This window comes from Streptomyces sp. NPDC015032, assembly GCF_043080425.1.
Lineage (GTDB): Bacteria > Actinomycetota > Actinomycetes > Streptomycetales > Streptomycetaceae > Streptomyces.
The window spans coordinates 71,295-83,749 of the sequence record NZ_JBIBVN010000023.1; the positions used below are offsets into that span (position 1 = coordinate 71,295).

At 73.0% G+C, this 12,455-nt stretch carries 12 protein-coding genes; all 12 read left to right on the top strand.

Annotated elements, in window-relative coordinates; genetic code table 11:
• Positions 1 to 6 precede the first annotated feature (6 nt).
• The 12 genes from ACF08M_RS27510 (at position 7) to ACF08M_RS27565 (ending at position 12,414) form a co-directional block, all read left to right on the top strand.
• The gene (locus ACF08M_RS27510) at positions 7 to 1,053 is read left to right on the top strand and encodes a glycosyltransferase family 2 protein (RefSeq protein ID WP_392187939.1); all 1,047 of its coding nucleotides are present in this window, start codon (positions 7 to 9) and stop codon (positions 1,051 to 1,053) included.
• Positions 1,050 to 1,622 carry an AAA family ATPase gene (locus tag ACF08M_RS27515; RefSeq protein ID WP_392187940.1) on the top strand — a complete coding sequence of 191 codons (573 nt, stop codon included), beginning with the start codon at positions 1,050 to 1,052 and terminating at the stop codon, positions 1,620 to 1,622. The genes ACF08M_RS27510 and ACF08M_RS27515 overlap by 4 nt, the downstream gene beginning before the upstream one ends.
• Complete coding sequence (locus ACF08M_RS27520) at positions 1,619 to 2,410, top strand: 4'-phosphopantetheinyl transferase family protein (protein ID WP_392187941.1); 792 nt, start codon at positions 1,619 to 1,621, stop codon at positions 2,408 to 2,410. The genes ACF08M_RS27515 and ACF08M_RS27520 overlap by 4 nt, the downstream gene beginning before the upstream one ends.
• Before the next feature lie 125 nt (positions 2,411 to 2,535).
• Positions 2,536 to 2,823 (top strand): acyl carrier protein, encoded by a 288-nt coding sequence (locus ACF08M_RS27525; RefSeq protein WP_392187942.1) that lies wholly within the window; start codon positions 2,536 to 2,538, stop codon positions 2,821 to 2,823.
• Complete coding sequence (locus ACF08M_RS27530; RefSeq protein ID WP_392187943.1) at positions 2,820 to 4,034, top strand: beta-ketoacyl synthase N-terminal-like domain-containing protein; 1,215 nt, start codon at positions 2,820 to 2,822, stop codon at positions 4,032 to 4,034. The genes ACF08M_RS27525 and ACF08M_RS27530 overlap by 4 nt, the downstream gene beginning before the upstream one ends.
• On the top strand, positions 4,027 to 4,866 hold the full coding sequence (locus tag ACF08M_RS27535; protein WP_392187944.1) for a hypothetical protein: 840 nt from the start codon (positions 4,027 to 4,029) through the stop codon (positions 4,864 to 4,866). The genes ACF08M_RS27530 and ACF08M_RS27535 overlap by 8 nt, the downstream gene beginning before the upstream one ends.
• Complete coding sequence (locus ACF08M_RS27540; RefSeq protein ID WP_392187945.1) at positions 4,863 to 6,368, top strand: class I adenylate-forming enzyme family protein; 1,506 nt, start codon at positions 4,863 to 4,865, stop codon at positions 6,366 to 6,368. Before ACF08M_RS27535 ends, ACF08M_RS27540 begins: the two co-directional genes overlap by 4 nt.
• Positions 6,365 to 7,342 carry an ACP S-malonyltransferase gene (locus ACF08M_RS27545; protein ID WP_392187946.1) on the top strand — a complete coding sequence of 326 codons (978 nt, stop codon included), beginning with the start codon at positions 6,365 to 6,367 and terminating at the stop codon, positions 7,340 to 7,342. The genes ACF08M_RS27540 and ACF08M_RS27545 overlap by 4 nt, the downstream gene beginning before the upstream one ends.
• A gap of 110 nt (positions 7,343 to 7,452) precedes the next feature.
• Positions 7,453 to 8,160 carry an SDR family oxidoreductase gene (locus ACF08M_RS27550; RefSeq protein ID WP_392187989.1) on the top strand — a complete coding sequence of 236 codons (708 nt, stop codon included), beginning with the start codon at positions 7,453 to 7,455 and terminating at the stop codon, positions 8,158 to 8,160.
• Positions 8,161 to 8,207: 47 nt separating this feature from the next.
• The gene (gene pabB, locus ACF08M_RS27555; RefSeq protein ID WP_392187947.1) at positions 8,208 to 10,568 is read left to right on the top strand and encodes an aminodeoxychorismate synthase component I; all 2,361 of its coding nucleotides are present in this window, start codon (positions 8,208 to 8,210) and stop codon (positions 10,566 to 10,568) included.
• A 92-nt stretch (positions 10,569 to 10,660) separates the two neighbouring features.
• Complete coding sequence (locus tag ACF08M_RS27560; RefSeq protein ID WP_392187948.1) at positions 10,661 to 10,846, top strand: Trm112 family protein; 186 nt, start codon at positions 10,661 to 10,663, stop codon at positions 10,844 to 10,846.
• Positions 10,847 to 10,872: 26 nt separating this feature from the next.
• A complete protein-coding gene (locus tag ACF08M_RS27565) occupies positions 10,873 to 12,414 on the top strand; it encodes a peptide MFS transporter (protein ID WP_392187949.1) in 1,542 nt (513 codons plus the stop codon).
• The last annotated feature ends 41 nt before the right edge of the window (positions 12,415 to 12,455 follow it).

Here is a 12,455-nt window from a genome sequence, read left to right on the forward strand (position 1 = left end):
GCAGACATGGACAACTCGCCCCGTGTGACGGCCATCATCACCAGCCGGGAGCGCTTCTCCTACGCGGAGGAGTCGCTCAGGAGCTTCTACGAGCACACGGAACTCCCCTGCGACGTGGTGTACGTCGACGTCAACTCCCCCCGGGACCGGTGGGAACGGCTCAAGCGGCTCGGCGACGAGCTGGGCTTTACCGCGATCCGCCTGAACAAGTACGTCTCGCCCAACTGCGCGCGGAACGTGGGACTGCGCTTCGCCAAGAGCGAGTACGTGGTCTTCCTCGACAACGACGTGGACTACACGCCCGGTTGGCTCGAACCGCTTGTGGCCTGCGCGGACGAGGAGAAGGCCGCCATGGTCGGCCCGCTCTACCTGCACGGCCCGCTGGACGAGCAGGTGGTCCACATGGCCGGCGGCGACATGGAGTTCTCCGGTGTCTGGGGCACGAGGGAGTTCAAGCAGACCCAGCGCCACTTCATGAAGCACATCACCGAGGTGCCGGAGAAGGAGATGCGGCGCCAGCAGTGCGACATCATCGAGTTCCACTGCGCGGTCGTGCGCCGCTCGGTCTTCGAGCAGGTCGGCGGGATGGATGAGGGCCTGCTCACCACCCGTGAGCACCTGGACTTCAGCCAGCGAGTGCTGGACGCTGGCGGCACGGTCTGGTTCGAGCCCGAGTCGGTGATCACCTACCGGATGCCGCCGCCCTTCGCCCTCACCGACCTGCCCTACTTCATGCTGCGGTGGAGCGACGCCTGGACCGAGGACACCCTGCGGCACTTCGCCAACAAGTATGGCATCAGGCCCAGTTACGTCGAGCGCGTCACCAAGAACCGCAAGGGCCGGCAGTGGCTGCTCTTCGAGCAGATCAAGCAGTACCTGCCCGACGGCCTCGGCGAGTCCGGCACCGAGGTGGTCAAGCGCTCCTTCCAGAAGGTCGAGCCCCTGGTCAACCGCGCGGTGGTGGAGGTGCTGACCTTCCGCGACGAACCGCTGCAGTGGCAGGTCCACCACGGCCCCGCCGACCGCGCCCGCACGAAGGCGCCGGTCTCGTGAGTGCCCCTGCACCCAGCCCCGGGTCCGGCTCCCCCACACCCGTGGTGGTGGTCACCGGTATCCCCGGCAGCGGCAAGTCCACCGTGGGCGCGCTGCTCGCCGGGCGCTTCGACCGCGCCGTGCTGATCGAGGGCGACGTGCTGCGGCGCATGGTGGTCTCCGGCCGGGCCGAGATGTCCCCGGCGCGGAAGCCGCAGGCGCTGCTCCAGTACGGGCTGAGGCTGCGCCACCTCGCGTTTCTGGCCCGCTCCTACGCGGCTGCGGGCTTCCCGGTGATCGCCGAGGACAACATCATTGGCACCTATCTGGAGGAGTTCGTCGCCATGCTCGGCGACACCCTCACCGTGCACGTCGTCGTCCTGGCGCCGCGCGCGGAGGTGGTCGGCGGTCGTGACGCGGCCCGTGCCCACCACGCGTACGGCGAGGGCGGGTGGGGCGCGGACGCGCTGGACGCCGCCTTCCGCGACGAGACTCCCGGGATCGGGCACTGGCTCGACACCTCCGAACAGAGCGCGGCGGAGACCGTCGAGGAGATCTGGCGCCTGCTGAAGCTGGGCGGGGACCGGTGAACGGCCCCGACGCCCGCGTGGTGCTGCCCGGACCGGGGCGGGCCCGGCTCTGGCAGCAGCGCGTCACCCCCGGCTCGGCGCGCAGCTACGCCTCGCTGCTCAGCCACGAGGAGCGGCTGCGCGGCGCGGCGATGACGGACGCGGCCCGCGCCCGGTTCAGCGTCGCCCGCGGGTTGCTGCGAGGGATGCTGGGCCGCGGGCTGGGACTGCGGCCGGACCAGGTCCCGTTGCGCGTCACCTGCACCCGGTGCGGTGCGGCCGACCACGGACCGGTACGGCTGGCGCTGCCCGGCGTGGATCTGGCCCTCTCGCTGGCGCACTCGGACGAGTTGGCCGCGGTCACGGTGGCGCACGGCGAGCACGGCGTGGGCGTGGACGTCGAGTCGGGCACGGCGGCCGGTGATCTCCGAACGCTGGCACGACGGGTGTTCGCGCCCGCCGAACACGACCGGTGGCAGACGCTGCCGGCCGCCCGCGCCCGGCCTGCGGTACTGGCCGCGTGGGCCTGCGGCGAGGCGTACGCCAAGGCGACCGGGCTCGGGCTGGGCACCGCGCTGGCCGGTGTCGGCGCGCGGCTGGACGACGACGGACGGCTGGTCGTCGCCGGGCCTCGGGAGCTGGACGGCTGGTCGGTGCGGACCGTACCGGTGCGACTGCCCGGTTACGCGGCGGCGGTGGCGACCCGGCGCGAAGTCCACCTGCACGTGGGCGACTTCGGGCGGGCCGACACCGAACGCGCAGGCGGCGGGCAGGCCCTGAGCGGACACACCGCGGCGCACCGGACGTGACAACGCCGGACACGAGGGCAGCGGGCACGAGGGCAGCAGGCATCGAGGCGGGACACCGCACGCAGGACATCGGACGCGGGACCGGCGACAGCCGGAGCGGCACCGGGCACGGAAAGGAAGAGGCTATGCAGGACGACCGGCAGGCTTCGGCCGCCGACCGGACGGAAGCGCTGGTGCGCGACCGTCTGGGCGCGCGGATCGGGGCCCAGCTCGCCCACGCCTTGGACCGCGGCGAGAAGTTTCACGACGTAGGCATCGACTCCCTGGACATCGTGGTCGTACTCGCCGCACTGGAGCGGGACTTCGAGGTCGAGCGCATCGCCGACGGAGAGCTGTGGGACATCGCGGACTCCGTCGACGCACTCGTCCGCTACCTCGACACCCACGGCCACGCCCCCGCGGAGACGCCGTGAGCACCGCGGGTGCAAAGGTCGCGCGAGCCGAGAGCGTCGGCGTCGCGGAGACCGAAGCCGACGCCGATCGCGCCCCCGTGGTGACCGGACTCGGGGTGCTGTCCCCGGGCGGCGTGGGCACCGAAGCCCTCTGGCGCGCCTGCCGGTCGGGCGACGGCGAGTTCCGCGAGGTCACCCACTTCGACGTCTCGCGCACCGGTACGCGGATCGCCGGCTTCGTGCCTGCGGAGCCCGGCGCACCCGCCCCCGGCGAGGTGGCCAGGCTGCCGTACCTGCTGCACCGCGCCGTCATGGCCGCGCTCGCCGACGCGCGGGAACGCACCGGCGTACGAGAGGTGCCGACCGCGCTGGTCCTGGGCACCACCGACAGCGGCGGCTGCCCCGGCACCGAGGTGTGGCGCGCCTGGACCGAGGGCAACAGCCCGCATCCGAACGCTGGTTGGCAACCCTACGGCCCCCCCTTCGCCGACGGCCCCGTCGTGCAGGTGGGCAACGCCAGCGCCGCCGGTGCCACCGCGCTGGGAGTGGCGACAGATCTGCTGCGAGACGGCGTCGTGGAGCGCGTCGTGGTGTGCGGCGTGGACACCGTCACCGAGACCGCCTTCCACGGGCTCGCCTCGCTGCGGACCCTGAATCCGCGCGGCTGCCGCCCGTTCAGCACCCGCCGCGCCGGCATCCGGATCTCCGAGTGCGGCGCCGCGATGGTCCTGGAGCGGGCCACGGCCGCCACCACCCCCGGCTATGCCCGGTTGCGGGGCTGGGGCAGCAGCAACGAGGCGAGTCAGGCCGCGCGTCCGGACTACGAAGGCGTCGCCAAGGCCGTACGGCGCGCGCTCGCCGACGCCCGCACCGAACCGGGCCTGCTCGACTACGTCAACGCGCACGCGGCCGGTACCCGGCACGGCGACATCGCCGAACTCCGGGCGCTCGATGAGGTGTTGGGCGACCGGCTGCCGAAGGTTCCGGTGGTGAGCACCAAGGCCGCCCTGGGCCACTGCCAGGGCGCCGCAGGCACCGTGGAGGCGATCATGACCGTACTCACGCTGGCACGCGGCGAGGTCCTGCCCACTCTGGGCCTGGAGGACCGCGATCCGCGCTGGGACCATCTGAACCTCGGCGACCGCCCGCCGGAGGCACCGCCGTCGGTCGGCATGACGATCTCCTGCGGACTCGGCGGTTCCAACGTGGCGGTGGTGTTCAGCCGTGACTGATTCCCCCGCGACCGGCCTCTCCGCGAGCGGCGCCTCCCTGCCGGGCGCTGCCGCGACGCCCGTGAGCCTGGCCGGGCTCACCGTGCGTTCCGTGCCGCAGCCCGTCCCCCGACTGCCCGAGAGCACCGAGGAGTTGCCGCGTATCCCTCTGGCCGTGCGGGACCTGCTGCGCCCCGCGCTGCTGACCACCGCCGAGGCCGCCGTCGCCGAGGCGGGGCTCTCCCCCGACGAGGTACGGAACATGGGCTGCGTGACCGCCTCCGACGGCGCCACCGCCGCGACCGGTACCTACATAGCCCAGGTACTGGCCGGACCGGGACCGCGCTGGCTGGCGCCGGAGTGCTTTCTGCACTACTCACCGCACACGCTCACCGGCGAACTGTGCATCGCCCTGCATCTCGACGGCTGCGCGGTGACGCTCACCGGCGCTGCCGCGGGCGTCGACGCACTCGGCTACGCCGCGCTCATGGTGCGCTCCGGGCGCTGCCGCAGCGTGCTGGTGGCCGCCGCGCACTGGCCGCAGCCCGCGACGATCGACGACGAGTCCGTACCGCTGCTGACCACCGCCGCCGCGATTCTCGGCAGCAGCGGCGACAGCAGAGGGCAGGTCAACGGCTGGGGCGGGGTGACCGGTTGGCGCCCCGGCGGCAGCCACCCGGCCGTCCGCCGGGACGACACGGCAGGCCCGGCGGGCTCGACGGGCGGCCGGGGTACGGACGTGACCGCGCCGTTCGCCGCCCTGGCCGGGTGGCGGGCCTCACACGGCGCACGGAGCATGAAGCTGGACTGCGGAGGCTCCCGGCTGACCGTGGTGGCAGGAGACGGCACGTGATCACACCCGACCGCACCACTCCGGACAGCACCGCACCCGACGGCACGGTGCCCACCGGCACCGCACCCGCCCCGCCGGATCTGCTGGAGCTGCTGCGGAAGCGCGCCCTGCGGGACGGCGAACGGGCGGCGCTGGAGCACGAGAGCGCCGTCCTGTCCTGGGCCGAGCTGTACGACCGTGTCCAGCTCGCCCGACCCGCGCTGTCGGCACCCGCGGGCGGGCGGACCCGAGTCGGCCTGCTCGCCGGCAACCACTCCGACACCGCGGTCGCGCTGCTCGCGCTGATAGCCAACGCCGTGGAGGTCGTGCTCTACGACGCCCGCGCCACCGCCGCCGAACGGGACCAGGTCGCAGAGCTGGGCAATGTCGGGCATTGGTACGGAACTTCAGTTGCCGCGATGCCCGGGGGGACCGCCGTCCGCGCTCGGCCGGACACCTCCGGGGGCGGCCTCGCGGACCGTGCCGGTGCGCCCGCGTACATCGGGCTGGTCACCTCGGGCACCGGAGGACTGCCGAAGGTGGTGCGCAAGAGCTGGCCGGTCACGCTGGCCAACTCCGCCGCCTTCGCCGCGAGCGCCGGATACACCCGCGAGGACCGGATGCTGTGCACCACACCGCTGCACCACGCGTACGCCTTCGGCGCCGCCCTGCTGCCCGCGCTGCTGACCGGCGCCACCCTGGTGCTCGCCTCCCATCCGCCCTCACCGGCCGGCCTGGCCCGTACGCTGCGGGAGAGCGGCGCCACCGCGATGCAGAGCGTGCCCTTCCTCTACCGTGCCATGCTGGAGTGCGGCGAGCGGCTGGAGGCACCCAGTCTGCGGTTCTGTCTCTCGGCCGGTGAGCCGCTGCCACGCGAACTGGCGCGCGCCTGGCGGGAACGCGTCGGCGTCCCGATGCGCGACCAGTACGGGGCGACCGAGTTCGGCCAGATCGCCTTCGCCGCGGACGATCCCGACGGACCGATGCGGTTGATGCCCGGCGTCACGGCCCGTCTGTCGGACGAGGACGGCAACTGGCTCACCGACCCCGGCCCGGACACCACCGGCGATCTCCATCTGCGCCAGGAGGGGGCCGAGGTCGCCTATTGGGGGCTGCGGGAACTCGCCCCGGCGGCCCTGCGCGAGGGCTGGTTCCGTACCGGTGACACCGGTCGGCTGCCCGGACCCGGGCTGGTGGAGGTACAGGGGCGCACCGACCGCCGTATCACGGTGGCAGGCCGGAAGGTCGACCCGGACGAGGTCGAGCGGGCCATCTCCTCGATGGTCGGCGTCAGTGAGTGCCGGGTGAGCGCGGCGCCTGCGGCGCCAGGGCGAACCGGTGACTCTTTCGTCGCGTTCGTCGCAGCCGAGCCAGCCGTCACCGAGATCGAACTGCGGCGCCATCTCGCCCGGCTGCTCTCCTCGTACAAGGTGCCCACCCGCTTCCATCTGACCGAGCGGCTGCCCCGGACCGGTTCGGGCAAGGTACACATGGCCAGGCTGTGGCAGGAGGTGGGCGTATGACGCCGCTGCCCGCGCTCTCGGCCGGCCGCTACGCGCTGGTGTTCCCCGGCGCCGGCTCCCATCTGCCGTCCATGGCACGCCGGTTGTGCCGCACGTTCCCGGTCGCGGTCGAGGTGCTGGAGCGCGCGGAGAAGGCTGTGGGGCTCGACCTGGCCCGGCTCTGCCGCGCCGGTACGGCGCCCGAGCTGGCACCGCCGGAGATCTCCCACCCGGCGGTCGTGGCGACGGCGCTGGCCGGCAGCGCCGCGCTGCGCGCCCACCTGGGCGAGCGGCTGGCCCCGCCCACCTTCATCGGCGGCCACAGCCTGGGCCACTTCGCGGCGCTCGTCGCCGCCGAGTCGATCGCCTTCGAGGAGGCGCTGGCGCTGGTGGCCCGCCGCGCCCGGCTGATGGCGGAGCAGTCGCGCCGCCGCCCGGCGCTGATGGCCTCGATCAGCGGCGTCGCACCGGCGCGGGTGGCCGAGTGGTGCGCGGACTGCCCGACCGCTGTGGGAACGGCCGTCACCGGCTGTCTCAACGGGCCGCGGCAGACCGTGGTCTCCGGCGACGAAGCCGCGGTGCGCTGGGTGGCCACGCGGGCCGCCGAGGCGTCCACCGAGGAGGACCCCGTGCACATAAGGGAGTTGACCGCCGGGGTGGCCTCTCATTCGCCGCTGATGGACCCGGTGCAGGAAGAACTCGCCCCGGCGCTCGACGCGCTCGGACCGGTCGTGCCGACCGTGCCCGTACTCCTGAACACCACGGGCCGGCCGAGCACGGACCCCGGCGAACTCCGCACCGACCTGCTGCGGCAGCTCTCCGCCCCCGTGCTCTGGAACGAGGCGATGCTCGCCGTTCTGGACTCCGGTGTGGAGACCGTCGTGGACACCGGGCCGGGGCAGGTGCTGTCGAAGGCCGCCGCCCTCCATCCGGCAGCGGTCCCGGTCGCGCTGAACTTCATGCAGCCGCTCGAAAGAGTGGTGCCGCTGCCGTGACCCCCGACCGACACCACACCGCCCCGACGCACTCGACCGAAGCCCCGGATCACCACGCGGCCCCCACGACGGCCGACGCACAGGCCGCGTGCGCCGACACCTCCCCTGCCGTGCCCAGGCGTTCGGCACTGGTCTTCGGCGGCAGCCGGGGAATCGGACTGGCCACCGCCCGTGCGCTGGCCGAGCAGGGCCACCGGGTGACCGTCGCCTCTCGCGGCGGCGGCGCGCCCGAGGGCCTGGGCGCGGTCCGCTGCGACGTGACCGAAACGGCGGACGTGGACCGGGCGTTCGAGAGCGCCGTGCGGCGTCAGGGGCCGGTCCAGATCGTGGTCTGCAATGTCGGCGTACGCGAGGACAACCTCCTCATCCGCTCCGACACCGCGGCCTTCCAGCGCGTCGTCGACACCAATCTGACCGGCAGCTGGCGCGTCCTGCGGCGGGCCGCCCCCGCTCTGGTCGACGGCGGATGGGGCCGGGTGGTGCTGGTCTCCTCGGTCGCCGCCGTGCTCGGCATGGCGGGACAGGCCAACTACGCGGCCTCCAAGGCCGCCCTGGTCGGGCTAGGCCGGACGGTCGCCCGCGAGCTGGGCCCGCACGGCGTGACCTGCAACGTCGTGCTGCCCGGCTTCGTGCGCACCGCGCTCACCGCGGATCTGCCCGCGCCGCGGCAGGCGCAGATCGTCGACGGCAGCGCGCTGGGCCGGGCCGCCGAACCGGAGGAGGTCGCCGCGGTCATCGCCTTCCTCGCCTCCGAGGCGGCCGGCTATGTGACGGGCGCGGTGGTACCCGTCGACGGAGGTCTGGCCATGGGCGTATGAGCACCACCGGTCATCCCGACGTCCCCGGACCAGCCAACGGAGCCTCCATGCGGATTTTACTCGTGGACAACTACGACTCCTACAGCTACAACCTGTTCCAGCTGATCGCCTCGGTCACCGGGACCGAGCCCGACGTGGTGAGCAACGACGACCCGGTGCTGCTCAGCCCGGACATGGCGGGGTACGACGCGCTGGTCGTCTCGCCTGGCCCGGGACACCCGGGCGTCCCGGGCGACTTCGGGCATCTGACCGGACTGCTGGCGCAGTCCCGGCTGCCGATCCTCGGCGTCTGCCTGGGCCACCAGGGGCTCGCGCTCGCCGGTGAGGCCCGGGTCGAGCAGGCGTGGGAACCGCGCCACGGCTGGCTGAGCCCGGTGCACCATCGGGGGCGGGAGCTGTTCGCCGGCATGCCGCAGCATTTCACCGGGGTGCGCTACCACTCACTGGCCGTACGCGAACCGCTGCCGTCCGAGCTGGAAGCCACCGCCTGGGCGGAGGACGGAGTGGTGATGGGGCTGCGGCACCGGTCTCTGCCGCGCTGGGGAGTGCAGTTCCACCCGGAGTCCGCCTGCGCCGAGCACGGCGACCGGCTGATCGCCAACTTCGTGCGGCTCGCCCGTTCCCACGCTGTGGTCGGCACCCCGCGCACTGCCGTCTCCCGGCCGCGTACGCTCCCCTCGACCAGGCCCGCGCTCCGGACCGGACCCGCGGGCGCGCCCCTCAGCGCACGGCCCGCCGGTACGCGGTCCGGCGGCACTCAGCCTAGCGGTGCGCCAACGGCCGGGGCGCAAACCGGACTTACCCGCCCGGACGCGGTGCCGGGCGCGCCCGCCGGGCGCGCACCCGCCCGACCCGCCGCGGAGTACCAGCTGCACCACCGCCGTCTCGCGCTGGAGCCGGACACCGAGGCGGTCTTCCGCGAGCTCTTCTCCGCCACCGCGCACGCCTTCTGGCTCGACAGCTCACGCGCGGAACGCGGCGGGGCGCGCTTCTCCTTCCTCGGCGACGCCTCGGGCCCGCTGGCCGAGACCGTCCGCTACCGCGCCGGTTCCGGGACGGTGGCCGTGACCGGCGCCGACGGCACCACCACCGAGGTGCGGGGCAGCGTCTTCGACTATCTGCGCGACGAGCTGGAGCGACGCCGCATCCCCGCCCTCGACCTGCCGTTCGACTTCGTCTGCGGCTATGTCGGTTATCTCGGCTACGAGTTGCGGGCAGATTGCGGGTCCCCGCTCACCCGCCCCTCGGCGGCCGACGACGCAGGCTGGATCTTCGCCGACCGGCTGGTGGCGGTCGACCACGAGCGCGGCGAGACCCATATGCTCTGCCTCTCCCGCCCCGACACCGCCGACACCGCACGGGCGCGACAGTGGCTGGAGCGGACAGCGCACACGCTGCGCGCACTGCCCCGCCCGGAGGCCGAGCCGGTACCGGTGCCGCCCGCGAACTACCCTGCCCCGTCCGGCGACCGCGGCGCGGACCGCTATCTCGACGACATTCAGGAGTGCCTGGCGGCGTTGCGGGCCGGGCAGAGCTACGAGGTCTGCCTCACGGACACCCTGGGCATACCCGGCGACCCGGACGGCCTGGAGGTCCACAGCAGGCTGCGCCGCATCAACCCGGCGCCGTACGGGGCGTATCTGCGCCTGGGCGAAATGGAGGCCGCCTGCTCCTCACCCGAACGCTTTCTGCGCATCACCCCCGGCGGCACCGTGGAGTCCAAACCCATCAAGGGCACCGCGCCCCGGGAGGACGACCCCGAGGCGGACGTCCGCGCCCGTCAGGCGCTCGCCGAGGACGCCAAGACTCGCGCCGAGAACCTGATGATCGTCGATCTGCTCCGCAACGACCTGGGCCGGGTCTGCGAGGTCGGCAGCGTCCACGTGCCCCGGATGATGCACGTGGAGTCCTATGCCACGGTACACCAGTTGGTCTCGACGATCCGCGGTCGGCTCAGCCCGGCGGCCGATCCGGTGACCTGCGTACGCGCCTGCTTCCCCGGCGGCTCGATGACCGGGGCGCCCAAGCTGCGCACCATGGAGATCATCGACCGTCTGGAGGGCCGCCCGCGCGGGTTGTACTCCGGCTCCATCGGCTATTTCGGCCTGTCCGGTGGCGCCGATCTGAACATCGTCATCCGCACCGCGGTCCGCACCGGGGGCCGTTGGAACGTCGGGGCGGGCGGCGCGATCGTGCTGGACTCCGATCCGTACGCCGAGCTGGACGAGATGCGCCTCAAGGCCCGCGCGCCCGTACGGGCCGTACTCGCCGCGGCGCTGTCCGGGCCCGAACGACGCGAGGCCCCGAAAGCCGAGGGTCCGCACCCCAAGGCCCCACAGCCCGAGGCCCCCGTCTCGGGACCCCCACCGAACGTGTCCGCTCCCGTCCCGGCACACCACCGGATGTGAACCGGCCCGGGGGAGCCGCGGCACCCGTCCCCACGGACGGTCCCTCACCGCAGTTTCGACAGCACGACATCTCACGACACGAAGGACCTCTCATGATCGAAAGCCGTCTGCTGGACATCCTCGCCTGCCCAGTCTGCAAGACCCGGCTCGGCCTCGACGAGGCGAGCGCCACGATGACCTGCGGGGACGCAGAGTGCGGTCGCACCTACCGGGTGGTCGACGGCATTCCGCTGCTCCTGGTCAGCGACGAACTCGAAGCGACCTCGCTGGCCGGCTGAGACCGGTCGCGGGGCACTGAGCGCTGATGTCGACACCGGAGGGCGAGGGCGAGGGCGAGGACAGCGTGGCAACGGGGGACACCGCACAGAAGGACGGGCGCACCCGGAATCGACACCCACGGGGGCTGCTCACACTGTGGAACGTCGAGATGTGGGAGCGGTTCAGCTTCTACGGGATGCGGGCGATACTCGTCCTCTTCCTCGCCGCACCGGAGGACCAGGGCGGGCTCGGGCTCGCCCCGCACATCGCCGCGGCGGTCTTCGGCATCTACGGTGCGCTGGTCAACCTGCTGGCGCTGCCCGGCGGTTGGCTGGCCGACCGGCTCTGGGGCTCGTACCGGGCGGTACTGTGGGGGGGTGTGTTCATCACCGCGGGACACGGCACCCTAGCCCTGCCGTCCGGCTCCGCCGCCACCTACCTCGGGCTGCTGCTGGTCGCCGCCGGCACCGGCATGCTGAAGCCGAGCATCTCCACCATGGTGGGCCGGCTCTACGACCGGGAGCAGGACGCCGCCGAGCGGGACGCCTCACGGCGCGATGCCGGCTTCTCCCTCTTTTACATGGGCATCAGCGTCGGCGCCTTCGCCGCCCCGCTGATCACCGGCTACCTCGGCGAACGGATCGACTGGCACGCCGGGTTCGGCGCCGCCGCGGTCGGCATGCTCATCGGCCTGCTCGTCTGCGTACGCGGCGGGCGACGGCTGCCCGCGGTCACCCGTGAGCAGGCGCGTACCGCCGAACCCGCCGAACTGCGGCGGATGCTGGGGCTCTGCGCGGCGGCGGTCGCCTTCGTCGTACTGCTCTGCCTGGGCCTGGTGGCGCTGTGGGGCATGTCGTTCACCAAGGGCGTCATCCAGGCCGTCACGGCGCTGACCGTCCTGATCCCGTTGGTCTACTTCGTCACCATGTTCCGCACGGCGGGCCTGGACCGGGTCGACCGCAGTCGGCTGCGCGCGTACATCTGGATCTTCCTGGCGGCCAGCATGTTCTGGGTGATCGCCGAGCAGGGCGGCTCGCTGGTCAGCCTCTTCGCCCGGGACCACGTGGACCGCTACCTCTTCGGCTGGGAGTTCCCCACCAGCTGGTTCCAGTCGCTCGGGCCCTTCTACAGCATCCTGCTGGCGGGCAGTTTCGCGGCGCTGTGGATACGGATGGGCACCCGACAGCCCAGCACCGCCGCCAAGTTCGCCATCGGCCTCGGCGGGCTGGGGGTGGCGACGCTGATCATGGCCGGTGCCGGTGTGGCGGCGGCGGGCGGCGAACGCATCTCCCCGATGTGGCTGCTGATGGCGTTCCTGGTGCAGATCATGGCCGAGATGTGTCTGAGCCCCACCGGGCTGAGCGTCACCACCCGCCTGGCTCCGCCCCGGTTCGCCAACCAGCTGATGAGCCTGTGGTTCCTCTCGGTGGCGATGGGCAGCGCGCTCAGCTCCCAGGTGGTGCGGCTGGGCACCGTCTGGTCGCTCGGCACCTACTTCGCCGTGCTCGGTTGTGCGGCGCTGGCCTGCGCGGGCGCGGTCGCCGTCTCGCGCAAGCGCCTCAGCAGGCTGATGCGCGGCGTCACCTGATCCCGGCCGGGCGCGTCCGTGAGCGAGGGGTGGCAGCCGGT

Excerpts from the sequence above, each read along its gene's own strand:
- ACF08M_RS27510 (WP_392187939.1), top strand. The coding sequence starts at position 7 with ATGGACAACTCGCCCCGTGTGACGGCCATCATCACCAGCCGGGAGCGC.
- ACF08M_RS27525 (WP_392187942.1), top strand. The coding sequence starts at position 2,536 with ATGCAGGACGACCGGCAGGCTTCGGCCGCCGACCGGACGGAAGCGCTG.
- ACF08M_RS27545 (WP_392187946.1), top strand. The coding sequence starts at position 6,365 with ATGACGCCGCTGCCCGCGCTCTCGGCCGGCCGCTACGCGCTGGTGTTC.
- pabB (WP_392187947.1), top strand. The coding sequence starts at position 8,208 with ATGCGGATTTTACTCGTGGACAACTACGACTCCTACAGCTACAACCTG.
- ACF08M_RS27560 (WP_392187948.1), top strand. The coding sequence starts at position 10,661 with ATGATCGAAAGCCGTCTGCTGGACATCCTCGCCTGCCCAGTCTGCAAG.
- ACF08M_RS27565 (WP_392187949.1), top strand. The coding sequence starts at position 10,873 with ATGTCGACACCGGAGGGCGAGGGCGAGGGCGAGGACAGCGTGGCAACG.